Origin of the sequence: Paenarthrobacter sp. OM7 (genome assembly GCF_029873575.1) — a bacterium.
Taxonomy (GTDB): Bacteria; Actinomycetota; Actinomycetes; order Actinomycetales; family Micrococcaceae; genus Arthrobacter.
The window spans coordinates 4,206,826-4,233,802 of record NZ_CP123579.1; the positions used below are offsets into that span (position 1 = coordinate 4,206,826).

The window sequence follows — 26,977 nt, forward strand, 5'->3', positions numbered from 1 at the left end:
CTAGCCGCTTCGGTGTTTCCAGCCTAGGGAGCCTGAGGAGGTACAAGATTCAATACCAAGAGAGACGATTCGAGAGTAAAACGTTCAACCAGCTCTAATTGTGATCCACGTCATGCGAAAAACCGTGTTCAGAAGCCCTGCTGGTCTAGACCAGAGTCCACATTCCGTCATTCTCCGGTCAGCAGGGAGCAGGCTTTCTTCAGATCTTTTTCGGCTTCAAAGAGCGACAACCGTCGGCATCGAACGGCTTGGACAAGTCCACTAACGAGGTGGAGCAGGATCCTGGCACGCACGGAATCCTGGCCGGTGTCCTTGCTGAGCGAACCCACCACCTCCTCGGACAACGCATCGATCTCGCGCAGCAACTGTGCGGTGTCGTCGTCCTTGCCTGCAGGACGGATCAAGCAGTGCTCCACCCCCGGCTGCATGACCCTCAGATGGAAGATTTCCATCATCAAACCCGCGAGCGCGTGACCTTTACCTTCGCGGCGGCGGACGCCATCCCGGAGCTCCCGCAGCTGCTGCCTGTACACGGCCAGCATCAGGTGGGCTGTGGAGGGAAAGTAGCGGTACAGCGTGCCGAGCGGGATATCAGCCCTGGCCGCGACGTCGGAAAGGCTCAGCGTATCGAACTGCCTTTGGGCAAAACCCGCAGCAGTCTTCAGGATGCGGGCATAACGCAGCTGCTGCCGCGGGGTGGTGGGCGCGGCAGCCATACGGGGCAACCCCGTGGTCAGGTCAAGGGAATACGGTTCCAGTGAGTTTGAGGCGGGCATTTCCGGCGATCTCTTGGCAGGCTGACAAGGAAGCGGCCGGCTGGGGTCATAGACCCTCGGCTGGCCGATCGCATCAATGATACGGGAGCTATATGACCGTTTCCTGAGAGCTCTCCAGCCAAGAAAGCGCGCATGCCGCTCCCTGCCATTGGCGCTCCGCGCACATACACTGCAGGCAGGTCTGGATCACGGGAGGAACGCATATGGGGACATTTCGACGCCGGATGGCAGCAGCGCTGCTGACCGCAGCTGTGGCGGCCATGGCACTGAGTCCGCTCCCGGCGTCGGCCGCCCAAAGCAGCGGACCCGATCCCGTCCTCAGTGGAGAGGCGTTCGTCGGCGGCAAGCTCACCGTAGACATCGGCCCGTATACGTTCTACGGCTGCGGCGGCGGCAAGGGACCGGACTTCACCATCTACTGGACCAGGGACGGATTCCTGGTGGCCGGCGAGACAGCCCGGACTTACGCGCTGCAGCCCGACGACACCGGGGCCCGGATGGCCGCCCATGTCACCGCCAGCAAGACGGCCTGCAGCGGCGATTCCCTGCACAGCGACGAAACCAAACCCGTGGGCGCCGCCAACCGGGCGGCCGGGTTCACGGGCAGGAGCTACGAGTTGCTGGCCCGCGGCACCGACGGCGCCTTGCAACTCTACGGCCGCAAGGGAAGCGCATGGGAAGCGGCACGGACGGTGGGCTGGGGTTGGAACATCTTCAACCTGACCTTCTCGCCGGGCGACTTCAACGGCGACGGCAAGGGCGATGTGATCGCCAAGGACTCTGCAGGAACCCTGTATCTCTATGCCGGCGACGGAACCGGTGGATGGAAACCGGCACAGACCATTGGCAAGGGCTGGAACGTCTTCGACACGATCGTGAGCCCCGGAGACTTCAACGGCGATGGCCACAACGACGTCCTGGCCCGCGAACCCGGCGGCGCTCTTTACCTGTACCCGGGCAATGGTTCGGGGGGCTGGTTGGCGAGGACCGCCGTCGGGCAGGGCTGGCAGATGATGGATGCGCTGCTGACGCCGGGGGACTTCAACGGCGACGGCAACGTGGACGTACTGGCCCGGGACCGCAGCGGATATCTCTACTTCTACGGCGGCAACGGTGCCGGCGGATGGACGAGGTCATGGTTGATCGGGGTCGGCTGGAACGCGCTGAAAGCAGCGGGTGCCGCCGGGGACTTCGACAATGACGGTTTCAACGATGTTTATGGCGTCGATCAGCAGGGTCGATTGGTGATCTACTACGGCAACGGGCGCACCGGATGGCGCGGGTCTGAGATCGCCGGTCATGGTTGGAACGGATTCACAGCGATCTTCTAGAGAAAACCCCTGCGCGGTAGAATTAGCCCCATAAAGTCTGGGGAGGACATCATGAACGCACCAACGCGCCCTACGTCAGGTGTGCGCCGGGTGGTGGCTGGCATTGCAGCGGCGGTCGTCGCCGCACTCGCCTTCGCGCCGGCACCCGCCATGGCAACCATGGATCCCTCGAATCCCGTGGTTCACGGTGCGCCCTTTGTTGGCTCAACACTCACGCTTGAAATCGATCCTGCTTCCTACCGTGGCTGCGGCGCCGCTGCCGGCCCGGACTACGGCATTTACTGGACCCGCGACGGCGTTCGAGCCCAGGACCACTGGGCGTGGTGGACCTATACGCTCGATGAGTCAGATCGTGGCAAGACCATCGCAGCCCATGTCGTGGCCAGCCAGAATGGGTGCGAGCCGCTGGAAGTCTCCAGCGAAGAGACCGCCCCGATCTCCGCTTCCAACAGGGCGAACGGCTTCACCGGGCGCGGTGCTTTTGAGATACTCGCCCGCCGCACCGACGGCACCCTCATGATGTATCCGCGCGTCAACAACGCCTGGGAATCCGCCAGGACAGTGGGGCCGGGCTGGAACGGCTTCGGAACTGTGGTGTCCCCCGGCGACTTCAACGGCGACGGCGCCAACGACATCCTGGCCAAGGATTCGGCCGGCAATCTCTTCCTTTACGCGGGAACAGGCAACGGCGGTTTCCTCGCCGGGCGCCAGGTAGGCAGCGGCTGGAACGCCTTCAACTCGATCGTTTCCCCCGGCGACTTCAACGGCGACGGCACCAATGACCTCCTGGCCCGCGACGCCGGCGGCCTCCTCTACCTCTACCCGGGCAACGGAAACGGCGGCTGGCTTACCCGCTCCGTGGTGGGCAGCGGATGGAACGTGGTCAACAAGATCATCACCCCCGGCGACTTCAACGGCGACCACAACGTGGACATCCTGGCACGCGACGCAGCTGGATCCTTGCGCCTGTATAAGGGCAACGGCGCGGGAGGCTGGGCCGGTATGACGGTGGTCGGCCAAGGGTGGGGCGGCATGGCTACCATCGGCGCGGCCGGCGACATTGACGGCAACGGCAACGTGGACGTCTACGCGGTGGACGGCTCCGGCCAACTGCTCGCCTACTACGGCGACGGCGACGGCGGCTGGAACGGCGCCGGTGCCATCGGTTGGGGCTGGGGCGGTTTCAACGCAGTCTTCTAAGACTTGGGGGATTTTATGACATTTCATTCTTCCGCCTTGGCTTCCGGACGTGCGCTGCGGCTGGGTTTCCACCTCCTTCTGGCCATTCTCCTGTGCGCCGCCCTCGCCATCGCGGTTCCGCCGCCGGGTGCCAACGCAGCAGGACCGGCGCCGCTGCCTACCGTGGTGACGCGGACTTCACCCGCCACCGTGGTCCCCGGCAATACCATCTCCCTCTCCTTCACCCTGAGCGGGCCGGCCCGGGAAGTGGGATTCGCGTTCGTCAACGAGGACACGCTGGAGCAGGCAATTCTCTATGGACCCACCAGCGCGGCTCCGGGACCATACAGTGCGCAGGCCAAGGTGCCGGTCAACGGAAGCGCGTTCAAACGCACGGGCCGGTACAAACTCCTCAGCGTCAACATTGTGCTTCCTGCGGGGCAGGGATCCGTGCGCTACGGCCGTGACGGAAACATCCTCTTCCTGAGCCAAGGCCTCGACGCGCCAACGCAACGGCCCGGCGCCCTGGACGGCGTCGACTTCTCCGTCAACAACCCCAATTTCCCGCTCATCGACAACCCCAATACCAAAACACCAGTGGTGTCCGGAGTGGCCCGCTACGACCAAGTACTGACCACTGACAACGGCACCTGGACCTACCCGCCCACTGGCTTCGCCTACCAGTGGCTGCGGAACGGCCAACCCATCGCCGGCGCTACCGTCAACAGCTACCGGGTAGCCGAAGCCGACCTGGACCAGACCCTGTCCGTCCGCGTCACGGCCACCCGGGCAGGGTACCGGGCTGTGTCGGCATCCTCCCTGCCGCTCACCCCCACCTCCCCCATTACCGCAACTGCCCCGGCGCTCCAAGGCAAGCTGACCGTGGGAGAAAAACTCACGGGTGCTTTCAGCGAGGGCAGCGTCTCCACCGGGACGGCCGGCGGCGCCGTCAGCGTGCGGTACGAATGGGTGCGGAACGGTACCCCGATCAACGGGGCCACCGCCAAAACCTACACGCTGACCGCTGCCGACCGTGGCGCCGTCGTCGGCTTCCGCGCAGTGGTCCAGGCCGGCAATCCAGCCACGGCCACTCGCCCGTTCACGGTGTACAGCCGCACTGTGGTGCGGAACAAAGCCCACACAGCAGGTTTCGACGCCGGTGCCTCCTTGGACCTGTTCGCCCGGAACGCCGCGGCGAACCTTCTGCTCTACCCGACGGACGGCGCCGGACGATGGCAAGCGGCGAAGACCATCGGGTATGGCTGGGATGTTTTCGACCTCGTGTTCAACGCCGGCGACTTCAACGGCGACGGCTTCAACGACGTACTGGCCCGGGATGATGCCGGCACCCTGTTCCTCTATCCGGGCAACGGGACCGGCGGCTGGCTGCCGCGCAAGGAAGTCGGATGGGGCTGGGACATCTTTGACTCCGTCATCGCGGCCGGCGACTTCTCAGGGGATGGCGCCAACGACCTCCTGGCCCGCACCCCTTCAGGAGCTCTGGTCCTCTACCCCGGGAACGGCGTGGGCGGTTTCCGCTCCCCGGGCGCAGTCGGCCAAGGTTGGGATGTCCTCAGCCAGGTCTTCTCCCCCGGCGATTTCGACGGTGACGGCAACCCCGACGTCATGGGCCGCGACAATGCCGGGAACCTCCGTCTCTACGGCGGCAACGGCAGCGGCGGCTGGACCACTGCACGGTCCATCGGCACCGGCTGGAACGTCATGTCGCGCATCGGCGGCGCGGGAGACTTCAACGGCGATGGCTTAAACGATGTCTGGGCCATCGACGCCTCGGGCCAGCTGAACATGTACTACGGCAGTGGCAGCAGCGGCTGGAAGGGCGGTGGCGTTGTTGGTTGGGGCTGGGGCGGATTCACTGCGGTTTTCTAAGCCGATTTTGGTTGAGTTTTTGCTTTGACGTGCGACACATTCCTGCAAATAACGATATTCCAAACCCAATAAGTGTTACCGGGATCACGGGGCTGTATTGTCATTTCAATTGGCCTCCACAGGCCGCTCTGGTCTGCACCATTTGGGGGAATCTTGGAGTCTCATCCTGCTCTGCGCTTTCGTGCTGCGTCCACCGCTGTCCGGGCGCTCCTGCTGACGCTGGCCTTCGTTCTTGCAGCGGTGGTGGTGACGCCCGTTTCACCCGCCGTAGCCGCCACACCGGTCCTCGCCACGTTCGTGCGGACCTCCGCTGCAACGGTCGACGTCGGGGCTCCTGTCAGTTTCAACTTCACGACTTCCGTCGCGGTCAAGCGTGTTGAGGTGGGGCTGCACAGTGTTGCCGGGAAGCATACGTTGGCGTGGACAGCTGGTGCCGGCGGTGCCGCGGCTGCTGGTGCGAGCGCCGGGACTGTTGCAGGCGTCGCCTCCCCGTCGTCCTGGCCCAACGGTGCGATCGAGGTCAGTTACGTCCAGGTCATCACCACGGCGGGTGCTTCGCAGGTGTATTACCGCGGTGGCGGCGTCTATCCGCCGGGCACCGGCGCCGCGCCTTTTGGTGACCCCGCCGCACAGGACTTCAAAGTCAGGAACCCTTCGTTGCCCTACGCAGCGCCCGTTCCTACATCGTTCCTGCCGGCCAAAGCCACGTTCGCGCCAGGACAGACCGCAGGGGTGCAGGTCAAGCTCTCCCAACTTGCCCAGGCGGTCCGGCTGGTCTACCGGGATGCTTCAGAGGTCACCCCCTTCGAGCTGACGTGGGCGGGTAACCCAGCGCCTGGCCCCCAGACCATCACGGCCACCGGGGCCATCACGGCAGCGCAGGCTTCGGGAAAGTACACCCTGGAGCGTGTGGAAATCTCCTACTTTGACGGTCTGGCCAAGGACTCCTACCTTCGGGATGGGACGATGGAGCGAACCTCACCGGTGCCGTTGGGCACGGCCGTTCGGGCAGGACTGGCAACAGGTGACATCACGGTGAGCAACCCGGCCAAGGTGCTGCAGAAACTGAGTCCCTCGGTGGCGCCACGTGTCGCGGGGGACCTGGTTCCCAATACGATCCTGACCATCCAGCCAGGAACGTGGCCCGTAGAACCGTCATTCTCGGAAATCCAGTGGTACCGGAACGGCACTCCCATCGACTACTCCACCAAGGACACCTACCAGTCCAACATGTACGACGATCCCGCAAACATGATCTGGGTCAAGATGACCGCGCGGGCTGCCGGATACCTCCCCACCAGCGTCTCAACGTTGGCATTCGGGCCGATGCCCCGCCGGGTCTGGGTCAGCAACCTGCGCATCACCGGTGACGCGTCAGTGGGCGGCGTCCTCCATTTGGAGCATGGTGCCGCCGGCGTCGACCCCGAGGGCGGCCAGGCCAGCTACACCTACGTCTGGAAACGCAACGGCACTCCTATTCCAGGCGCCACCTCCCGGGACTACCGGACCACCCTGGCGGACAAGGGAAACATCATCACTGCAGGGGTAACAGCCCGCTTCGATGCAGGCTCGGCCATTACCGAGGTTGTTGACCTTGTGGGACCGTTGGCAAACAAGACCCGCGGCAAGGGCTTCAACGCAGACGGCACGGGGGACATTTTCGCCCGAGATACCGGCGGTAACCTGTGGCTGTACCCCAGCAACGGCAGCGGCGGCTGGTTGCCCGCCCAAAAAATCGGCCAAGGCTGGAACGGGTTCAACTCGCTCTTCTCCCCTGGCGACTTCGACGGCGACGGAAACGTTGACGTCATGGCCCGCGATGGTGCCGGACGACTCTTCCTCTACCAGGGCAATGGCCAGGGCGGCTGGCTTCGATCGTTCCAGATCGGTCAAGGCTGGGGGTCGGTCAAGGACATCGTGGCACCGGGCGACTTCAACGGTGACGGCACCGCAGACCTTATTGCCCGGGATGCTTCGAACACCATGGTGATGTATCCCGGAAATGGACGTGGCGGCTTCCTGACCCCTTACACACTCAGTGGCGGGTGGGGCGATTTTAATGCCTTCATCTCTCCGTCGTCGCGTTCCATCTTCGCCCGTGACAACTCAGGCAACCTCCGGTCCTATAGCGGCTCCGGAAATGGATACTTCCACGAAAACGCATGGACGCCCAACGTCTTCGGCGCTTATGCGGGCTATGGCTGGGAAGGTTTCAGCAGGATCGGCGCACCCGGAGATTTTGACAGTGACGGGGTCCCTGAGGTGTACGGGATCCACCCCGATGGACGGCTCACCATGTTCTACGGGCTGGGCCATATCGCCCTCAAGCGCCAAGCGACCATCGGCTGGGGCTGGAACTCCTTTAACTCCGTCTTCTAGCCATGCCCACAACCACTTCACACCATTCGGGGGAAGACGTCATGACCACTCGCACCGTTGCAGGGCTAAGCCCCACCAAACTCCGCCCTCTTGCTGCCTTGCTGGGAGTCCTCCTGGCTGCGATGCTGTTGGCGCCGGCCTCGCTCCAGCCTGCGGAAGCGGCTGAAGACCCTGTACCAAAAATCGTTGCCGCCCAACGGGTATCCACCCCCACGGTTGCTGTGGGGGCCACCGTGAAGATCGCCTTTACCCTGGCGCAGCGGGCCCAACGCGTCGAGTTCCGCTACACCGACGAATCCCATGTCACCGAACACCGCGTCATTTGGTCGGGGACACCCGCAGCCGGGCCACTGACAGCGACCGCCTCGGCCGCCGTGGCAGCCGATACCTACTTCAACGGCACCCACACGCTGCAGAGTGTGATCATCACCTACGGCCAACGAATGCTCACCTACAACCGTGGCTCCACCTACGAAGAGGTGCTCCCTGTTGCCTGGGAAACCCTGGACTTCACGGTCAGCAATCCCGCCAACGTCCTTGTTCCCAACGACAACATCACCCTGCCGGCTCTCGGGATCCGGAAAGAAGCGGGCTACTCCTATCCTGCCTTCGACGTCAACCACGGAACGTGGTCCGCGCCGCCGTCGTCCTATACGTACGAATGGTTCCGCGACGGCGTCTTCAAGTCCTCCGGCAGCAACTGGTTCGATGTTTCGGGCAAGTACGCCGGAACCGGGTCCGGGCTCACGCTTAAACTCACCGCCCTGGCAGCCGGGCACCTTCCCGAGACCGTCGAGACCAAACCCTTCTACCTGGCGGCCGCCGCGGACCCTGTGATCGCCGGTTATCCAGGGGTGCGGGGGTCCGTGAAGGCAGTGTTTGATCCCTCCACCATCAAGGGACTCCCCGCGGGAGCGAAACCAACTGTCAGCTACCAATGGCTCCTGAACATTGCCGATCCCATCCCTTCGGCCACAGGGGCAAGCTACAGCCCCAAGCCCTCAGATGCCGGCAAGAAACTCGGGGTGACGGCCGTTGTCAGCTACGACGGCAGCGTCGTAGGCCTCTTCCGCAGCGCTGATGTGATGGTCAAGCATCAGTCACTCCTCCGGGACTTCGACGGCGACGCCAAACCGGATGTCATCACCAGAAAACCCAACGGCACACTGACCCTTTTCCGAGGGGACATCTATGGCCAGTTCAAAAGCGCCACCAAGGACATCGGCTGGGGATGGGCCGGCTTCACTGCGCTGATGTCTCCCGGTGATTTCGATGGCGACGGCGCAATGGATGTGATGGCCCGCGATAAGTCCGGTCAGCTGTGGCTTTACCGCGGAAATGGATCCGGCGGCTGGCGCGGCTCTTCTGTCATCGGGACCGGCTGGGCAGGTTTCAGCGAGATCATTCCGGCCAGCGATTTCAACGGTGACGGGACCAGCGATGTCCTGGCGCGTGACCCTCAGGGGCGCCTCTTCCTCTACCCCGGCAATGGGAGGGGCGGATGGCTTACCCCAACGCAGGTTGGACAGGGGTGGCAGTCCTTCAACAAGGTCTTCACTCCCGGCGATTTCAGTGGCGACGGAGTCTCCGATTTCCTCGCCCGCGGGACAGACGGGAAGCTCAGCGCCTACTACCCCAACGGTAAGGGTGGATGGTTGTCGTCGAGGACGCTGACAGGAAACTACTCATCCAGCATCTACCTGGGTGGATTGGGCGGATTTAATCATTCCGACCGCTACAACTACTTCTTCAGCGTCTCTGACCAAGGCGTGTTCACCACCGAGGCACTGGGCAGCGACTGGAACAGCTACTATCGCCAGACCAGCCAGGCGGGGACGGGATGGGGTTACCTCACTGCCGTTTTCTAAGCTGATTTCGGTTGATTTCAGGGTTTGACTTGTCTTTTCGTTGAACATTTGCCAGCAAATTCCCAGACTGTCGTTCCCGCGTTGTACCCTCAAGACACTTATACCCGCCGGCCATCCGGGACCGGCTTGATTTGGGGGAACAATGGGGATCACTCCTATGCGCCGCGTGCGCACCTGGCTCGCCGCACTGACTAGCTGCATCGTTGTGGTTGTTGGCCTGGGACTGGCTCCTGCCGTGCAGGCTGACGACACTTTTGCACCGGTTCCGGTAGCGGTCTCCACGACGCCCCATTCGATCGCTGCCGGAGGACAGGCCTCCTCCAGGGTTACCCTCCAAGCCTCCGGCCCCATCAGCGACGTCTATGTCCTATTCAGGAACACGGCCACTGGAAAGCTGCACACACAGATGACCCAGGGTTCCTACAGCGCGGCTGATTCGACCTACACGTTCGAGATCTTCTTTGCCCAGGGCACTCCGCCGGGAACCTACCTGGCCCAATACCTGCAGATCCAGACCACCGCAGGCCAGGAGTTCGGATACTGGCGCGACGGTTCGCTGATCCACAATCCAGGCAACCTGCCAGACTCCGGCACTGCCGCTGTTGCGCTGAATGCGTTGGACTTCAACTACATCACTCCGGTGGACCTGGACCGGCCCCATACTTCCGGTTCCTACCGCGCCGAGTACTGGGATCCGTACACCATGAGCCTCTTCATTCGTGATTCCTGGGGACGCCTGGGGCTCTTCCCCACGGGTGGAAATGGGACGTGGAAGCAGGCCTACGAAGTTGGTTCCGGGTGGAACATCTTCAATCTGATGTTCTCGGCCGGAGACTTCAACAATGACGGAGAGAACGACGTCATTGCCCGTGACGGCGCGGGGTCGCTCTTCCTCTACCCCGCGGACGGGCAGGGCGGCTGGTATCCCCGCCAGCAAATCGGCTGGGGCTGGGGTATCTTCACGTCCGTTTTTGCTGCCGGCGATTTCAGCGGCGACGGCAACAACGACCTCCTCGCACGCAAGCCTTCCGGCGAACTCGTCCTGTATCCGGGCAACGGGTCCGGCAGCTTCCTGGGGGCGACAACCATTGGTTGGGGTTGGAGCGGCATGACGTCCGTCTTCTCCCCCGGCGATTTCAACGGCGATCACAAGCCCGATGTCCTGGCCCGCGACGGGGCAGGCAACTTGCACTTCTACGGCGGTAACGGCTCCGGAGGATGGACCACCAGCGGCACGATCGGCCAGGGGTGGAACGCCATCACCAAACTGGGCGGCGCCGGGGACTTCGACGGCGACGGCGCCAACGATGTCTGGGGCATCGACACCTCAGGCCAGATGCGCATGTACTACGGCAACGGCTCCGGAGGCTGGAAGAGCTCCGGAGTTGTTGGATGGGGTTGGGGCGGGTTCAACGCGGTCTTCTAGGCCCTCCTCACGGCTTTTGATTGAGGGCCTCCTCCGGGTTTCTTCGGGGAGGCCCTCCTTCACAATGACTTCGATTTCACGGAACCATTTACCGGGCAAAGCCGAAAATGTAGTGTCATCTCAATTGATCTCTGCTGGCCCTCCGGCCAGTCACTTCTTGGGGGAATCCTTGGACCTTCTTACTGCCCTGCGGTGGACCGCGCCCAACCCTGCGCGGCGGCTGCTGACCGCTTCCCTGCTGGTGGGCGCCCTGAGCAGTGCGCTGCTGGCGGCTCCTGCCTATGCAGCGCCGGACCTTCAGAACTCCGGCCAAGAACTCATGGTGCAGCCAGCTGCTGCCCGAACTGTCTATATGGGGCAGCCAAAACTGACTGGCGACCCCACCGTAGGGGGCCTCCTCAAAGCGGAACTTGGCGGATACGCTCCGTTCGTCATCCCCGAGGGTGGCACGCCTTCGTTCACCTACAAGTGGACCCGGGACGGTCAAGCCATACCAGGCGCCACAGGCTCGACCTACCGGGCCACCCCAGGGGACCGCGGCAGGGTAGTCGCCGTCTTCGTCACGGTCTCCTACGACGCCGAGTCACGGCTCACCCTGCAGGCGGACTACCCGCTGAGGATCGCTGCCAAACCCCGGGCACGCGGATTCAACAGCGACGACACCCTGGACATCTTTGCCCGCGATGCCGCAGGCCGCCTGCTCCTCTACCCCACTGACGGCCTGGGCAACTGGCGTGCAGCCCAAGTACTCGGAACAGGATGGAATGTCTTCAACACCCTGTTCTCTCCGGGCGACTTTGACGGTGACGGCACAGTGGACGTCATTGGCCGCGATGGACAGGGACGGTTGTTCCTCTACCAGGGCAACGGAACCGGCGGCTGGAAGAGTGCCTTCCAGATCGGCCAAGGCTGGCAGGATTTCCGGACCGTGTCCTCGGCGGGTGATTTCAACGGCGATGGAAGCAACGACCTCATTGTTGTGGACCGCTGGTACCAAGCCATCCTCTACCCCGGCAACGGCAGGGGTGGCTTCCTTCAGCCCTACGGCGTTGACACCTATTGGGTCAACGGCGATCCGATCTTCACAGTGGGCCACTTCGGCGGGACGAACAACCTGGGAATTGTCAGCCGAAACTACGGCTATCTCCGGCTTTATGAAGCCAGCCGGAGCGGCCGGCTGGATGGCAGCCGTACCGATATCGGATGGGGGTTCAATGACTTCCCGTTCGTGGGTTCAGCGGGTGACTTTAATGGCGATGGCACGGTGGACATCTTCAGCGTTGACACCGCAGGACGGCTGACGATGTATTACAACAAGGGCGCAGAGTACCTGAACAGCGGCCGCCCGGACATCCGATGGTACGGACAATCCACCGTCGGGTGGGGCTGGGGTGGCTTTACTGCCGTCTTCTAGGCCTAGTCAACGCTCTTGATCTTCACCACAAACACCGCTCCCAGGAGCCCAATGACCGCGGCGGCGACGTACAGCGAGACGTAGCCGCCCCAGTAAAGGACAAACGGAGAGGCGATCAACGGGGCGATCACCTGCGGTAAAGAGTTGGCAATGTTGATAACGCCCAAGTCCCGGCCGCGGTCCATTCCCGTGGGAAGGACCTGCGTGATGAGGGCGAAGTCGACGGCGAGGTAGGCTCCAAACCCGATCCCCAACACCACTGCACCGGCAAGCCCGCCGATCCACGTTGGTGCGAAGGCGAGGATCAGCGAGGCCAGCGCAATGATGACCGACGACGCGATCACCAGTGGCTTCCGTTTGCCCATCTTGTCGCTCAGCCGGCCACCAAGCACGCTGGTAATGATGACCGAGACCGCGTACAGCCCGGTGAGAATGAGGACACCAAAGGAGGGATCGATTCCCTCAGTTTCCTTGAGCCGCACAGCATCACTCAGGAAAAACAACAAATACAACGTGACCATGTGGTTGCCTGTACTTACCAGCAGACGGGTCAGCCAAGCCCACGCGAAATCCGGATACCGTTTGGGCGAGACCCAGAAGCCCTTGAGGAAGTCCGCCAGGTTGAAGGGCGGGCGCTCAGTTGGTGGAAGCTGCTGATCGTCATTCTTGAAAAGGTAAAGCACGACGCCGGCCAGCAACGCCGCAGCGCACAGCCAGTACCCGGCCGCAAAGTTCCCAACGACGACCGCTGCGATCACCGCGCCGATCAAAATGCCTACTGTCTGTCCCATGGCGGCGAGTCCGCCTACAGTTCCGCGCTGTGGCACCGGGACGCGGTCAGGTACGGCGGCCGTAATAGCGGCGTACATGGCGTTGGCTCCGGCCTGCACAAGGCACCAAAGCAAAGTCATTGCTGCAACGTTGGGAGCACCGGCCAAAGCAACGAGCGCAACAGCTCCCAGGATGGCGCCCATCAGGACCCAAGGAACACGGCGACCAAACCGGGACGTCGTGCGGTCGCTGAACGCCCCGAAAAGTGGGTTTGCCACCATGGAAACGGCCGCTCCACAGCCAGTGACCAAGGCAAGGATCGCTTCTTTCTGGCCTTCATCAAAGTGGGCTGCCTGCAGCCCCAGGAGCACTTGGAGGGGGCCAAAGAACGCTGCGTTGATGCCGAGGTTGACCAGCACAACGCCGGTAACCCAGATCGGCCTTACCCTGGCAACAGGTTCGGCAAGCGCCGTGGTGTTTCCACCGCGGACGATTGCAGGATCCGGCACAGGACCCGGCAGGTCAGACAAGCTCATGGCAGGTTCCCCCTCATTGAATGTTTGGATTCAGCCTAGCGCGGCGAAGCGACACTGAACCGCCGTTAAGCCCTTTATCCACATAGGCCGCTGCCAGCGCTGCTTTAGCCCCCTCGCGAGCGCTAGTGTGGCCTCACAGCAATCGAGGAGAAGCACTGTGAGCAAGCAAATAAATACGGCCGATCTCTACGACGAGCGCGGCGAGGAACTGGAGTCCATAGCCGTTCAGTTCCTCAATCTGGGAGGCCAAACCCATTTCAGTGGGCCGGTCCGCACTATCCGGTGCTTTGAGGATAATGCGCTGGTGAAAACGGTCCTCAACACACCCGGTGAGGGTGCCGTGCTGGTCATTGATGGCCAAGCATCTCTGCGGACGGCACTCATGGGAGACCTCATTGCCGCGAGCGCTGTGGCCAACGGCTGGTCCGGTGTGGTGATCAATGGTGCCATCAGGGACCGGGAGGCCATCGCCCGCCTGCCCCTTGGCGTCAAGGCACTTGGGAGCAACCCGAAGAAGAGCGCCAAGACGGGAGTTGGCGAAGTGGACGTAGAGCTGGTGATCGATCGCGTCCGCATCCAACCCGGCGTGATGATCTACTGTGACCCGGACGGCATCCTGATCGAGCGCTGACTCTTCGGTGGGGCCCGACTTAGAGCAAAAGTGGAAGAAATATTCTCCCGGCGGGAATCAACTTGGTCGTAAGATAGTTACTGAAAGCAACTATCCTGCTTAATCCACTTTTCTGCCACCTCTGGAGAAGATATGTCCAAAACCACGCCCGTCCGGGCCGCCGGCGAGGTTCTGACCCACCGTCAGACACTCACCGTCATGGTGGGACTCATGCTCGGCATGTTCCTGTCCTCGTTGGACCAGACCATCGTGTCCACGTCCATCTACACCATTGCGAACGATCTCGACGGCCTCTCGCTTCAGGCCTGGGCCACTACCGCATACCTCATCACCTCAACGGTGAGCACGCCCCTGTATGGCAAGCTCAGCGACATCTTCGGTCGCCGCCCGCTCTACCTCGTGGCCATCGTGATCTTCCTGGTGGGGTCTTTGTACGCGGGATCCGTCCACTCCATGACGGAGCTTGCCATCGCCCGTGGCATCCAAGGCCTGGGAGCCGGTGGCTTGCTGGCTTTGGCGCTGACCATCATCGGCGACATCGTGGCGTTGAAGGACAGAGCCAAATATCAGGGCTATTTCATGTCCGTCTTTGGCATTTCCTCCGTACTGGGCCCTGTGATCGGTGGAGCCTTCGCCGGCACGTCCAATATTCTGGGCTTCGACGGCTGGCGCTGGGTCTTCTTCATCAACTTGCCCATTGGGCTGGCCGCTCTTGTGGTGGTCTTCATGTATCTGCATCTGCCTGCGAGGCACGTAAAGCAGAAGATCGATTATTGGGGTGCTGCCGCTATCACGCTGGCCATTGTGCCGCTGCTGCTGGTAGCAGAACAGGGCCGCGTGTGGGGTTGGGCGTCGGCTGCGTCCTGGCTCTGCTACGGCCTCGGCGTCATCGGCATCGTGGCGTTCCTGCTCGCAGAGAAGCGGGCGGGTGACTACGCGCTCATTCCGCTGCGTCTCTTCAAGAACATGACGTTCGGTCTGTCATCGCTGCTGAACTTCATTATCGGCATTGGCATGTTCGGTGCCATCGCCATGCTGCCAATGTACTTGCAGTTGGTAAAGGGCCTCACACCCACCGAGGCCGGCCTGATGATGATCACGTTTACAGTGGGCATCCTGTTCGGTTCCATTTCGGCCGGCCGCACCATCTCGTCGTCCGGTATCTACAGGGTCTTCCCGATCATGGGCACAGCCATCCTGGCAGGCGCTGCCACCGTCATGGGCTTGGTGCTCGGCGTGGATACCGGTTTATGGGTACCGGGCCTGATCGCCGTGTTCTTCGGCGTGGGACTGGGATTCTGCATGCAGCCACTCACCCTCGCCATGCAGGTGTCCGTTCCGCCCAAGGACATGGGCGTAGGCACGTCCACGGCCGCCTTCTTCCGTTCGATGGGTGGCGCAGTAGGCACTGCCGTATTCATCTCCATGTTGTTCAGCGTCGCGGCCGACAAGATCGCTGACGGTATGAAGACCGCTGCTTCCAGCCCGGACTACCAAGCGGTCATGAAGGACCCGGCCGTAGCATCCGACCCCGCCAACGCCAAGCTGTTCGACTTCTTCAAGAACGGCGCCAACAACGAGTCCTTGAACGACACCAGTTGGCTCCACACTGCCAACAGCACGCTGACCAGGCCCATCACCGAGGGCTTTGCCCAGGCGATCGATATCGTCATGCTCACGGCAGCCGGACTCATGCTCATCGCGTTCCTGATCAGCTTCGCGCTGCCCAACAAGAAACTCACCGACCCGAAGGCTGCAGCCAAGGAATCGGTGCCCGCACACTAATTGCCGGCTCATCACGAGTTGGTCGGTCACGAGTTGGTCCGCGAAGAACGGCAGGCAGTCCTCGGACTGCCTGCCGTTTTCCTTGAGCTGCCGGATTCGTCTATTTCGGTCGATTGCTTCTAGTGCGAAGCCCTCATGATCTCGATGGCCTGCTCCAGATCCCCGCGGAGGTCGCGGTCCTCCACCTCGGAGGGCAGGGTGAAACCCGCCCGCATCATGGCGCGCAGGCGGCCGCTGGCAAACTCTTCGGGCCGCCGCCCCTGCAGGCGAAGAGCCCGTGAAGCGCACACAAGCTCGCTGGCGGCGACAGTGGCGAGTGCGTCCGCCGTCGACTCCAACCGCGCTGTGGCGACGCTTGCAAAGCTGGCATCCTCCTCAGCGCCTAGCGAGAGCACCACGGTCTGCAGGCTAACCGGTTGGACGTCGGCACGAATCCGGCCGACGGCGGCCGCGGCCACATATTCGAGCATCATCAGCCCTGACTGACCTGAACCGTCCTCAGCCAGGAACGGGTGCAGGCCCGTGTATTTGGGGTCGCACAGGAGGTCGATCCTCCGCAAGTGGGTTGCACACGCCGCGCCGATAGCCAGTTGCAACGCGTCCACCCGGCGGGCGAGGTTGGTCATTTGGAAGAGCCCGTGGTGGGCCACATCATTGCTGCCGTCGGACGGCGAGCCGTGTACGAGCGGATTCTCATGTCCTGCTGTGACAAGGCGACTCAGCAGAGCACCCAAGGACTTGAGTTCCTCTGTTTGGGACCCGAAGACCTGCGGCAGCGTCCTCAAGCAATAGGGATCTTGGATCCGGGCTGGCTGGCCGCTGCCTTGGACCATTGAATGAAGAGTGTGTGCGGCATCGGCTACGGCGGACGTGTCGGCCGCTGCTGCCACGGCCGGACTCAGAGCTTCGGAATTGCCGGACATCGCAATGAACGAGAGTGCGGCCACCGACGCTGCGTTGTCCAAAAGCGTCGACAGTTTTTGTTGCGCCAGGACCCCTTGAGCAATGGTCAGCGCACTGGAACTGATGAAGGGCAGGGCATCAGCCGTGGCCCACCCCTTAAGGCGAACCGGAACCTCACCCCTGCCCAAGGGGGGACGTTCGCCCAGCATCGTCAGCGCCGTTCCGGCTAGTGCCTGCAGGTCCGCAGTTCCGATTCCACCGAACTCCCGGATTTCAGGAACCACGTCGGAGTTGATGAGTTCCACCAAGGCTTCGGCAATGACGGGGTTGATTCCAGATCCACCGGCCGCCAGCTGGCTGAGCCTGACCACCAACATCGCCCGGACGGTCCTGCGGGCAAGAGGCTTGCCGGCGTCTACAGCGTGGCTGCGCAGAAGCTTCAGTCCGTGAGTGTCCCCGCCGTCGGCTTCCATCAGGGAAACCGCGCGGTTCGCTCCGACGCCGGTGGAGCGGCCATAGACGGGACGCTGCAGCGCCGTAGCTTCCGCAGACTTCCGCGATTCATCCATTCGGACCACGGCTTCCGGAGCCAAGGTGACGTCCTCGCCGTCGGCTACTGCGGCGACGTCAGCCAAGTCCAGTGTCAAGCCATCGATCACGATCATGAACCGATCCTTTCTCTTCAGTTGCGTGGGCTCATCAGCCTCGTGCACTAATCAGTTTCCGGCGCAGTGCAGTAGAAGCAGTCCTCCGGACAAGATAACTGGGTTTGTCCTACGCCTGTATTGGCTCGGTGCGGGTATTCCTCCCGATCCCGAACATGAATCCCGGCATCAGGCTGGAGGGCCAGAGGCGAAAGTTGTGCTGTCATCGTCCACCAGGGGTCAGATGAAACCCATCCCCTGCGTGGAAAAGCTTCCGAATCCCAGTACTGGAAAGGACCCAAAGAATGGTTCCATCGGCGGTCCTGTCAGCGACAATCCCCCGAAACGGATGGTGGCCCTGTTTTGTCATGGTCACCGGTGCTCCGATAGCGGCTGATGCCCACACCGCCGGGCTTTGCCTGTCCATGGTGCGTCTCCTCGCTCTCAGAAAGTGTGTTTGGACTTTGCATACAAGCTGATGCTTGCGGTTTGTCCCAGGGCGGCCACGCAAAATGCTGTGCATAGCCGCCCTGGGATTCCTGCGAGATCCGCTAGCGCGTGCCAGCAGCCTCGTTCATGGGGATGCGGACGCCGCGTTCGTTGGCGACGTCGATGGCGCGGTCGTAGCCGGCGTCGACGTGGCGGATGACGCCCATACCGGGGTCGTTGGTCAGGAGCCGTTCCAGTTTCTGGGCTGCCAGTTCCGTGCCGTCAGCGACGGAAACCTGGCCAGTGTGGATGGACCGGCCAATACCAACACCACCACCGTGGTGGATGGACACCCACGTAGCGCCCGAGGATGCAGCAGTCAGTGCGTTCAGCAACGGCCAGTCAGCAACCGCGTCCGAGCCATCCTTCATCGACTCGGTCTCCCGGTAAGGGGACGCCACGGAACCCGAATCCAGGTGGTCACGGCCGATCACGATCGGAGCCTTGACCTTGCCCTCGGCGACGAGCTGGTTGAAGAGCAGACCAGCCTTATGGCGTTCGCCGTACCCGAGCCAGCAAATACGGGCCGGCAGGCCTTCGAATTCAACCCGGTCGGCCGCAGCGTCAATCCACTTGTGGAGGTGCTTGTTCTCCGGGAACAACTCCTTGATGGCCTTGTCCGTCACCGCAATGTCTTCCGGATCGCCCGAGAGCGCGACCCAGCGGAACGGGCCCAGACCCTCGCAGAACAACGGACGGATGTATGCCGGGACGAAGCCAGGGAATTCAAACGCACGGTCATACCCACCCTTGCGGGCCTCGTCACGGATCGAGTTGCCGTAATCAAAGACCTCAGCTCCGGCGTCCTGGAATTCCACCATCGCCTGGACCTGGCGGGCCATCGACGCCTGGGCCTTCTTGGTGAACCCCTCCGGATCAGCCTCAGCCTCGGTGTGCCACTCGGCCACCGTGATGCCCTCCGGCAGGTAGGACAACGGGTCATGAGCGGAGGTCTGGTCCGTGACCACATCGAACGTGACTTCGCCGGCCTTGTGGCGGCGCAGCAATTCGGGGAAGACTTCAGCGGCGTTGCCCACGTAACCAACGGACCTGCCGCGGCGCTCGTCCTTCGCGGCCTGGACTTTCGCGATCGCAGCATCCAAATCGGTTTCGACCTCGTCCAGGTACCGCTTACCCACACGCCGACGCAGCCGGGACTCGTCCACATCAACAATCAAGCACGCACCATCATTGAGCGTCACCGCCAACGGCTGCGCCCCGCCCATGCCACCACAACCACCAGTCAACGTCAGGGTCCCTGCCAGCGGCCCCTCCGTGGAACCGGCTGCCGCCGGTGCCGGGTGGCGGCCCTCCGCGGCGAGCTTATTTCCGACAGCAGCGAACGTTTCATACGTGCCCTGCAGGATGCCCTGGGTACCGATGTAAATCCATGACCCAGCAGTCATCTGGCCATACATCATCAAACCCTCAGCCTCGAGCCGGCGGAACTCAGGCCACGTCGCCCAATCCCCCACCAAATTCGAGTTCGCCAGGAGCACCCGGGGAGCCCACTCATTCGTGCGGAAAACACCCACCGGCTTCCCCGACTGCACCAGAAGCGTCTCGTCCTTCTCCATGGACTCCAGCGTCCGGGTAATCGCATCAAACGCAGCCCAGGAACGCGCTGCACGGCCCGTGCCACCGTAAACCACCAAATCATCAGGACGCTCAGCGACCTCAGGATCCAGATTATTCATCAACATGCGCAGCGGCGCCTCGGTCTGCCAGGACTTGGCAGTCAACTCCGTACCCCGGGCAGCCTTGACCGGGCGGGCTCCAGTAGTGAAATCGGCAGTCATTCTTTACTCCTCTAAAAGCAACCGGCAAAAGCGAACAGCTGGATTAGCCCAGGTTCTTTGTCTTGAGCCATTCCTTGGCGATTTCGCCGATGTCCTCGAACTTGGCCACACGGCCGTTCATCTTGATGAGATCCTCGGTGGTCAAGGCAGCGGAGACCTTATCCAGCGTTTCCTTGATGGTGTCCGTGGACTTCTTCTCGTTGATGACCGGCACGATGTTTTCAGAGAGGAAGAGGTTCTTGTTGTCTTCAAGCGCCACGAGGTTGTTTTCCGCCAGTGCAGGATCGGTGCTGAAGAGGTCGGCTACCTGTACCTGACCGGAAAGGAGAGCGTTCAGCGTGAGCGGACCACCGGCGTCGAGCGCTGAAAATTCCTTGAACTCCAGGTTGTAGACAGACTTAAGGCCGGCAACGCCGTTGAGGCGGGTCTTCCACTCCGGCGGGCCGCCCAAAACGAGTTCCTTGGCAACGGGCTGGAGGTCTTCGATGGTCTTCAGCTTGTACTGTTCGGCGATTTCCTTCTTAACCGTGAGGACATCCTTGTCCTCCGCTTCGGAAGGAGTCAGTACTGTCAGGCCGGCCGGGATCTTGGTGGCCAGTTCCTTGGCGACATCCTCGGATGAAACGGCCTTGGTGGCGGAGTCGAGGTACTGCAGGAGTGCGCCGCCGTATTCCGGCATGAGGTCGATGGAACCGTCCTTCAGTGCGGGGATGGTCACCTCGCGGCTGCCGATGCTCGGCTTCTCGGTAACCTCGACGCCTTTGGCCTTAAGTGCTTCGGCGTAGATCTTGGCGATCAGCTGGCTTTCCGGGAAGTCCGCGGAACCGACGATAATGCTGTCCCCCGAAGCACCCGCTGCGGCGGTATTTGACGAGCTCATGGGGTCCCCGCCGCCACAGGCGCTCAGGGTGATGGCAGCAACGGCTGCCAGGGTGAATCCGGTGAGGTACTTCTTCATGTCAACTCTCCTGGGATGGGTGCTGCAAGGCATGCAGCGGCCAGATGGGGGTGGGGTGGAGGTGAATCCGCGCGGAACCACGCGCGCGGGTGTTGATTAGACCGTGACGGGGGTCTTCACGGGTTCGGCCACAGCGGCCGACTTAATGGTGCGCCGGGTCAATCCGGGTGAGACAACGCGGCGGGTGATGAAAGCGAGAAGCTGGTCGAAAAACAATGCCAGCAGGGCGACAAGGACCGCCCCGGCCACCATTTGGCCGTAATCGTTCTGGGCCTTGCCGTCGATCAGGAGGCGACCCAGGCCGCCAAGTGAAATGTACGCGGCGATGGTTGCCGTTGAGATGATCTGCAACAGCGCGCTGCGGACACCGGACAAAACCAGCGGAAGGGAACACGGCAACTGGACATCCGTCAGGATTTTCATGGTGCGGAAGCCCATGCCCTTTGCGGCGTCGACGGCGGCAGCATCCACTGCGCGGACGCCGGCATAGGTGTTGGTCAGGATTGGCGGAACTGCCAGCAATACCAGCACGATGAGGCTGGGAAGGACGTAGCCCATGCGGGAAGGGAAGGCGGGCGAAATGAGCAGGACCAACAGGATCAGCAGACCCACATTTGGAAGTGCCCGGAGGGCGTTGGCAAGGCCGGCGATCATGAACACACCCTTGCCGGTCACTCCAATGTAGATACCCAAGGGCACCGCGATGATGGCCGCAATGGCCAAGGCAATAAGCGAGTACAGGAGATGCTCAGCGATCAACGTTGGGATGCCGTCTGCGCCGCTCCAGTGCGCGGGGTCGAACAAGTAGTTCACGATGCCACCACCTTGGGGGTCCACGGTGTCAGCCACCGGTTGATGAGGATGATCAGTCCGTCCAGGATCATGGCCAGGACCACGCACAGCACGATGCCGGCGATGATCGGGGTGTAGAAACGGAGCTGGAAGCCCTGCGTGAAGAGCGAACCAAGCTGCGGAATGCCCAGCAGCGCAGCCACGGAGACGAGACTGACGTTGGAGACGGCGGCGACACGCAATCCTGCGCAAATCACCGGGACACCGACGGGAAGTTCAACCTTCAGGAGGCTTTGATAGCCCCGGTAGCCCATGGCTTTGGCTGCCTGGACGGTGTCTTCAGGAACGGAATCCAAGGCATCGGCGACTACGCGAACCAGCAGTGCCACAGTGTAGATGGTCAGTGCAGCCACAATGTTGAGCGGGTCCAGGATTTTGGTACCCAGGACCAGCGGGAGCAGTACAAACAGCGCAAGGGAAGGAACGGTGTACAGCAGACCGGCGACACCCACCAAGAGTGGGTAGATACGCCGGCTTCGGTGCGCCCACCAGCCAAGGGGCAGCGCGATGAGAAGCCCCAGGATCAGCGGGGTGACGGCCAGCAGGACATGCCAGCCGAGCAGGAAAACGATGTTGTCGAACTGGCGGCCCAGCCATTCGAAGTTCATCAGATCGTCTCCAAGTGGGGCTCGGCCTCGATGGCTTTGACCACGTCTGTTGCAGAAACGGTCCCGACCAGTTCGCCATGCTCGTTGACAACCACGCCGCGGCGGCTCGGGGAGGAAAGGGCGGCATCCAGCAGCTGGCGCATGGTGCCCGATGCTGCTGCCGGGATCCCGCTGAGATTCAGGTTCTCCCGCTTCACCTCACCGTTGAGAAGCTGCGGCTGAGCCCAACCTACAGGCTTCCGGTCGCCGTCGACTACCAACACCCAAGCACCCAGCGCCTTGGCGCGGGCTTCATCCGCGGAAGCACCGAGCTGAACTACAGCTTCCTCGCCAATGGTCACCGTGCCTGCTGTTTTCGTAAATCCGAGCGATCGGTAGCCACGGTCACGGCCTACGAAGTCGGCCACGAACTCGTCAGCGGGGGCGGTCAGCAGTTCGGAGGGGGACGCCATTTGCGCCAGCTTGCCGCCCACGCGCATGACGGCAACCTGATCCCCGAGCTTGAGGGCCTCGTCGATGTCGTGGGTGACCATGATGATGGTCTTGCCGATCTCGCGCTGCAGGCGAAGGAACTCCTCCTGGAGCTGGGCGCGGACTACAGGGTCAACTGCGCTGAAGGGCTCATCCATCAGCATGAACGCAGGGTCCGAGGCGAGCGCCCGGGCAACACCAACGCGCTGCTGCTGTCCGCCGGAGAGCTGCCAGGGATAACGCTTGGCGAAGCTGGCGGGCAATCCAACGCGCTCCATCAATTCGAGCGCCTTGGTGCGGGCCTTTTGGCGGCTTTCCCCTAGAAGGAGCGGCATGGTGGACACATTGTCAACGATGGTCTTGTGCGGGAAGAGTCCGGCGTGCTGGATGACGTAACCGATCCTGCGGCGGAGCAACGCTGCGTCCATGCCGGAAGTCGGCTGATCATCGAGGTAGATGGTGCCGCTGGTGGGTTCGATGAGGCGGTTGATCATCCTCAGGGAAGTGGTCTTGCCGCATCCGGAAGGACCAACCAGAATGGTCAACTTTCCGGTGGGAGCCTCCAGGTTGAGGCCGTCGACTGCCACCGTACCGTCAGGGTACGCCTTGGTGACATTTTCAAATTTGATCATTTCTTTTCCATGCTTTCCTGGGGCACTTCATGGTTTCCGTCGGGTTCCACGAGGATGTTGTCGGCAACCTTCACCAGTTCCTCGCCAAATGTCTGCGCCTTCGCCTCGTCCAAGCGGTAGCTGGGCACCACGATGCTGAGGGCTGCCACTGTTCGGCCGCCGATCACAATGGGTGCGGCGACGGCCGTGATGTCGTCTTCAACGCCGCTCCGCACAATCGCGTAGCCGCGGCCGTTCTGCCCGCCGGTCAGCACCTTGCCGGCGGCGGAGCCCTCCAGCGGGATGCTCCTGCCGACCCAACTGGTGTGCCGGACAGAGCGGGTACCTTCTACGATGGCGATGTAGATTCCGGTGTCCCCAGCACCGGGAATGCTCAAGTAGCAGGATTCGCCCGTATCAGCCACAAGCCGCTTCATGTGCGGCGTGCAGAGCGACACCAGGGACTCCTGCCCCAAAGCCAGCGCTCCCAACTGAATGACACTTGCTCCCGGGCGGAAATTGCCCCCGGGATCCCGCGTCACGAATCCGCTGCCTTCGAGGGTTCGGAGGAGGCGGAGCGCGGTACTGGCTGACAGATCAACCACTCGCGCTGCGTCACTCAGGCTGATGGAGCCGTCAGTGCAGACTGCACTGAGGAGGGCCAATGCCCTCTCGACTGTTCGGGTGGAAGAATCCGCTGCCACTGCCTGACCTGCTTTCAAGTGGTCTACATCACCATGTCTTGCCACTTAGTAAAAATCAATTTTCATCAAATGGCAAGAGTTTTTTGAAAAATGAGAGACAGGGCCGGTTACATGACGCCGAATGCCCCGCAGGAGGGCGGGGCATGTTTCCGCGGTGTAAATACTCGCGCGAACCCTTGCCATGGGTTGGCATCTGGTTTTTACTTGGTGGCAGTCTTCAATCGGAGGAAAACGTGGAAACCGTCAATCAACTCTTGTCCTCAATCCAGGATGTGGGCCGCGACGCGGTGCGCGGAGGATACTCAAGGGCCGTCTTCACGACGCCTGAACTGGACCTCAGGCAGTGGTTCGTCGAACAAGCACAACACCGCGGCCTCGACGTCGAGACGGACCGCAACGGGATACTGTGGGCCTGGTGGGGCCAACCCCAAGAGGGCGCACTTATCACTGGAAGCCACCTCGATTCAGTACCCGGCGGCGGAGCATTCGACGGACCTCTCGGCGTCGCCTCCGCATTGGCCGCCATCGATATCCTCAAATCCCGGGGGCTCCAGCCCCCAAGGTCACTGGCAGTCACCGTTTTTCCTGAAGAAGAAGGATCACGCTTTGGCGTTGCCTGCCTGGGATCGCGACTCCTCACGGGTGCGATAGACACTGACAAGGCCCTGAACCTGCGGGACGTGAACGGTGACACCTTTGCCGACGTCGCCAGCGCCAACGGCTTGGATCCCCGTCACATGGGCCCGGATCCGGACGCCATGGCGCGCATCGGCGACTTCGTCGAACTCCACGTCGAACAAGGAAAGGGGCTGGGGCAGAATGGCCCCGCCATCGCTGTAGGGAGTTCCATCCTGGGGCACGGTCGCTGGAAAATCAGTGTCAGCGGTCAAGGAAACCATGCCGGCAGCACGCTTATGACGGACCGCGCCGACCCGATGGTCGCGGCCGCGCAGACCGTCCTCGCCATTCGCGAAACGGCAGCCAGGCAGCCGGACGCCCGAGCCACCGTAGGCCGCTTGACGCCGGTTCCAGGCGGAACCAACGTCATCGCTTCGCGCGTGGATCTTTGGCTGGACGCCCGTCATCCCGACGACGCCGTGACTGCTCAACTCATCGAGGGAATCCACCGTGCAGCCCAGGATGTCGCAGCCGCGGAAGGTTGCACCGTAACGCTGACGGAAGAGTCGTACAGCGACACTGTGCACTTTGATGCCGGCCTAAGCCGTCGCATCACCGAGTTACTGCCAGGCGCACCCGTCCTGGCAACCGGCGCGGGGCATGACGCAGGTGTGCTGGCCGGCTACGTTCCCTCCGCCATGGTTTTTGTCCGCAATCCCAGCGGCATTTCGCATTCACCGGAGGAATACGTGGCCGATGAGGACGCCTCAGCCGGTGCCGTCGCGCTCGCTGATGTTTTGGAGGGACTCCTGTGAACGCCTTCTGGTGCGAGACCGCCATCACCACAAGCGACGACGGCAACAGCGACGGCGGCCGTAGACTTCCAGAGGTTGCCACCGGCGTACGCGTCGAAACCAGCAATGGCCGCATCTCTGCCATCCACACCGGCGTTGAGCCCCTGCCCGGTGACACAACTCTGGCGGGCGTCGCCTTTCCCGCAGCAGCCAATGCGCATTCCCACGCCTTCCACAGGATCCTTCGCGGAAGAACCCATGATGGACATGGAGATTTCTGGGTGTGGCGGGAGCAAATGTACCGGAGCGCGTCCGAGCTGACTCCGGAGAAGTACCAGAAGCTTGCCACTGCCGTCTTCGCCGAAATGGTGGTCAGCGGATTCAGCAGCGTGGCCGAATTTCACTACGTTCATCACCAACCCGGAGGCACGCCCTATGCGGAGCCTCATGCCATGGAGCTGGCCCTTGCCCGGGCGGCCGTGTCTGCCGGGATCCGCCTGACCCTTCTGGACACGCTGTATCTGACGGGCGGAATTGGCACCCCCCTGAGTCCCGACCAAGCCAGGTTCGGGGACGCGGATGCACAGGCCTGGCTGGACCGGCTGGCTTCCCTTCGGACTGCGATAGCAGAGGAGTTTCCGCCCGACGTGGTGGGCGTCGGCGCTGCCCTGCATTCCGTCCGGGCGGTGCCGGAAGAGGCCTTGAGGATCGTTGCCAAGCATCTGCCCAGGGACATTCCGCTTCACATCCACCTGAGCGAACAACCCGCTGAAAATGACGCATGCATGGCGGCCTATGGCACCACTCCGACCGGACTCTTGGAACGCCACGGCCTCTTGTCTTCCAGACTTTCAGCTGTCCATTCCACGCACTTGACTCAGGAAGACATAACTTTGCTCGGCGGAGCATCCACCACCGTGGTGATGTGTCCGAGCACGGAAGCCGATCTCGCAGATGGGATCGGCCCTGCCCGGGAACTCTGCGACGCCGGAGCCACCATCGCCCTGGGCACTGATCAGCATGCAGTGATCGACCCCTGGATTGAAATGCGCACCTTGGAACATGGGGAACGGCTGGGCAGCGGGCAGCGCGGAAGGTTTTCGCCCGGGGAACTGCTGGGCGCGGCCACTGAAGGAGCCACTCGTTCCATGGCCACCCCCGTAGCCCCGCAGGCCCTTCAAGTGGGTGGGGTCTGCGACATCATGGTCATCAATCCCGCCTCCACCCGGACCGCGGGATCCCGGCCCATGCAACTGGCTTTCAGTGCGACGGCGAGTGATGTCACGCAGGTAGTCATCGGTGGCGAACTGATCGCCTCGACCGGGGTGCACGCACGCCTTGGGGCTCCAGGGGCCCTCCTGACTGAAGCACTTAAGGAGTTCTCCTAACGCTGCCGGTACGTCCGGAAGGTGGCGACGGCGGGGCGTCATTTAGCCCCATAAGGGGACGGCCCGTCGTCGCGCATTGCGTTCAAGTAGTTCCGCCAATAGCGCCCTTTTTCGGACCAAAGGGCACTCGGAGGAGCCGCCCAGCAAACACA

20 protein-coding genes are annotated in these 26,977 nt (G+C 62.4%); 11 read left to right on the plus strand and 9 right to left on the minus strand.

Annotated features, from left to right (window positions below; translation table 11 throughout):
• Nucleotides 1-167: 167 nt before the first annotated feature.
• Nucleotides 168-776 (minus strand): TetR/AcrR family transcriptional regulator, encoded by a 609-nt coding sequence (locus QEH68_RS19360; RefSeq protein WP_207595291.1) that lies wholly within the window; start codon nucleotides 774-776, stop codon nucleotides 168-170.
• Nucleotides 777-979: 203 nt separating this feature from the next.
• Here QEH68_RS19360 and QEH68_RS19365 point away from each other — a divergent pair, with 203 nt between their 5' ends.
• The 7 genes from QEH68_RS19365 to QEH68_RS19395 all read left to right on the plus strand — a co-directional run bounded on the left by QEH68_RS19365 (nucleotide 980) and on the right by QEH68_RS19395 (nucleotide 12,263).
• A complete protein-coding gene (locus QEH68_RS19365; protein WP_280624308.1) occupies nucleotides 980-2,107 on the plus strand; it encodes a VCBS repeat-containing protein in 1,128 nt (375 codons plus the stop codon).
• Nucleotides 2,108-2,158: 51 nt separating this feature from the next.
• Complete coding sequence (locus QEH68_RS19370) at nucleotides 2,159-3,307, plus strand: VCBS repeat-containing protein (protein ID WP_280624310.1); 1,149 nt, start codon at nucleotides 2,159-2,161, stop codon at nucleotides 3,305-3,307.
• 15 nt (nucleotides 3,308-3,322) lie between these two features.
• Nucleotides 3,323-5,176 carry an FG-GAP-like repeat-containing protein gene (locus QEH68_RS19375; protein ID WP_280624312.1) on the plus strand — a complete coding sequence of 618 codons (1,854 nt, stop codon included), beginning with the start codon at nucleotides 3,323-3,325 and terminating at the stop codon, nucleotides 5,174-5,176.
• A gap of 153 nt (nucleotides 5,177-5,329) precedes the next feature.
• A complete protein-coding gene (locus tag QEH68_RS19380) occupies nucleotides 5,330-7,555 on the plus strand; it encodes an FG-GAP-like repeat-containing protein (protein ID WP_280624313.1) in 2,226 nt (741 codons plus the stop codon).
• A gap of 41 nt (nucleotides 7,556-7,596) precedes the next feature.
• Nucleotides 7,597-9,423, plus strand: coding sequence for a VCBS repeat-containing protein (locus QEH68_RS19385; RefSeq protein WP_280624315.1), 1,827 nt, complete (start codon nucleotides 7,597-7,599; stop codon nucleotides 9,421-9,423).
• A 142-nt stretch (nucleotides 9,424-9,565) separates the two neighbouring features.
• On the plus strand, nucleotides 9,566-10,849 hold the full coding sequence (locus tag QEH68_RS19390) for a VCBS repeat-containing protein (protein ID WP_207595297.1): 1,284 nt from the start codon (nucleotides 9,566-9,568) through the stop codon (nucleotides 10,847-10,849).
• 169 nt (nucleotides 10,850-11,018) lie between these two features.
• The gene (locus QEH68_RS19395) at nucleotides 11,019-12,263 is read left to right on the plus strand and encodes an FG-GAP-like repeat-containing protein (protein ID WP_280624319.1); all 1,245 of its coding nucleotides are present in this window, start codon (nucleotides 11,019-11,021) and stop codon (nucleotides 12,261-12,263) included.
• Between the two features lie 2 nt (nucleotides 12,264-12,265).
• Here the strand turns inward: QEH68_RS19395 and QEH68_RS19400 are convergent, their stop codons facing one another.
• A complete protein-coding gene (locus tag QEH68_RS19400; protein ID WP_207595299.1) occupies nucleotides 12,266-13,570 on the minus strand; it encodes an MFS transporter in 1,305 nt (434 codons plus the stop codon).
• Nucleotides 13,571-13,727: 157 nt separating this feature from the next.
• Between QEH68_RS19400 and rraA the strand changes: the two genes are divergently transcribed.
• Together rraA and QEH68_RS19410 are read left to right on the plus strand one after the other, a co-directional pair.
• Nucleotides 13,728-14,201: a ribonuclease E activity regulator RraA gene (rraA, locus tag QEH68_RS19405; protein ID WP_207595300.1), complete on the plus strand. Its 474-nt coding sequence runs from the start codon at nucleotides 13,728-13,730 to the stop codon at nucleotides 14,199-14,201.
• Between the two features lie 132 nt (nucleotides 14,202-14,333).
• Nucleotides 14,334-15,986: an MDR family MFS transporter gene (locus QEH68_RS19410; protein WP_207595301.1), complete on the plus strand. Its 1,653-nt coding sequence runs from the start codon at nucleotides 14,334-14,336 to the stop codon at nucleotides 15,984-15,986.
• A 119-nt stretch (nucleotides 15,987-16,105) separates the two neighbouring features.
• Here QEH68_RS19410 and QEH68_RS19415 read toward each other — a convergent pair whose 3' ends face one another.
• From QEH68_RS19415 to QEH68_RS19445, 7 genes are all read right to left on the minus strand, one after another.
• A complete protein-coding gene (locus QEH68_RS19415; RefSeq protein WP_280624324.1) occupies nucleotides 16,106-17,554 on the minus strand; it encodes an aromatic amino acid lyase in 1,449 nt (482 codons plus the stop codon).
• A 530-nt stretch (nucleotides 17,555-18,084) separates the two neighbouring features.
• Nucleotides 18,085-19,821 (minus strand): urocanate hydratase, encoded by a 1,737-nt coding sequence (locus QEH68_RS19420; RefSeq protein WP_280624326.1) that lies wholly within the window; start codon nucleotides 19,819-19,821, stop codon nucleotides 18,085-18,087.
• A 43-nt stretch (nucleotides 19,822-19,864) separates the two neighbouring features.
• The gene (locus QEH68_RS19425) at nucleotides 19,865-20,779 is read right to left on the minus strand and encodes an ABC transporter substrate-binding protein (protein ID WP_280624328.1); all 915 of its coding nucleotides are present in this window, start codon (nucleotides 20,777-20,779) and stop codon (nucleotides 19,865-19,867) included.
• Between the two features lie 96 nt (nucleotides 20,780-20,875).
• Nucleotides 20,876-21,628: an ABC transporter permease subunit gene (locus QEH68_RS19430; RefSeq protein WP_280624330.1), complete on the minus strand. Its 753-nt coding sequence runs from the start codon at nucleotides 21,626-21,628 to the stop codon at nucleotides 20,876-20,878.
• On the minus strand, nucleotides 21,589-22,239 hold the full coding sequence (locus QEH68_RS19435) for an ABC transporter permease (protein WP_014923069.1): 651 nt from the start codon (nucleotides 22,237-22,239) through the stop codon (nucleotides 21,589-21,591). Before QEH68_RS19435 ends, QEH68_RS19430 begins: the two co-directional genes overlap by 40 nt.
• The gene (locus tag QEH68_RS19440; RefSeq protein ID WP_280624337.1) at nucleotides 22,239-23,342 is read right to left on the minus strand and encodes an ATP-binding cassette domain-containing protein; all 1,104 of its coding nucleotides are present in this window, start codon (nucleotides 23,340-23,342) and stop codon (nucleotides 22,239-22,241) included. The genes QEH68_RS19435 and QEH68_RS19440 overlap by 1 nt, the downstream gene beginning before the upstream one ends.
• Entirely contained in the window at nucleotides 23,339-24,070 is a 732-nt protein-coding gene (locus QEH68_RS19445; protein ID WP_280624339.1) for an IclR family transcriptional regulator, read from the minus strand. The genes QEH68_RS19440 and QEH68_RS19445 overlap by 4 nt, the downstream gene beginning before the upstream one ends.
• A 188-nt stretch (nucleotides 24,071-24,258) precedes the next feature.
• Between QEH68_RS19445 and QEH68_RS19450 the strand changes: the two genes are divergently transcribed.
• Entirely contained in the window at nucleotides 24,259-25,458 is a 1,200-nt protein-coding gene (locus QEH68_RS19450; RefSeq protein ID WP_280624341.1) for an allantoate amidohydrolase, read from the plus strand.
• Entirely contained in the window at nucleotides 25,455-26,825 is a 1,371-nt protein-coding gene (locus QEH68_RS19455; RefSeq protein ID WP_280624343.1) for a formimidoylglutamate deiminase, read from the plus strand. The genes QEH68_RS19450 and QEH68_RS19455 overlap by 4 nt, the downstream gene beginning before the upstream one ends.
• Nucleotides 26,826-26,977: the final 152 nt, after the last annotated feature.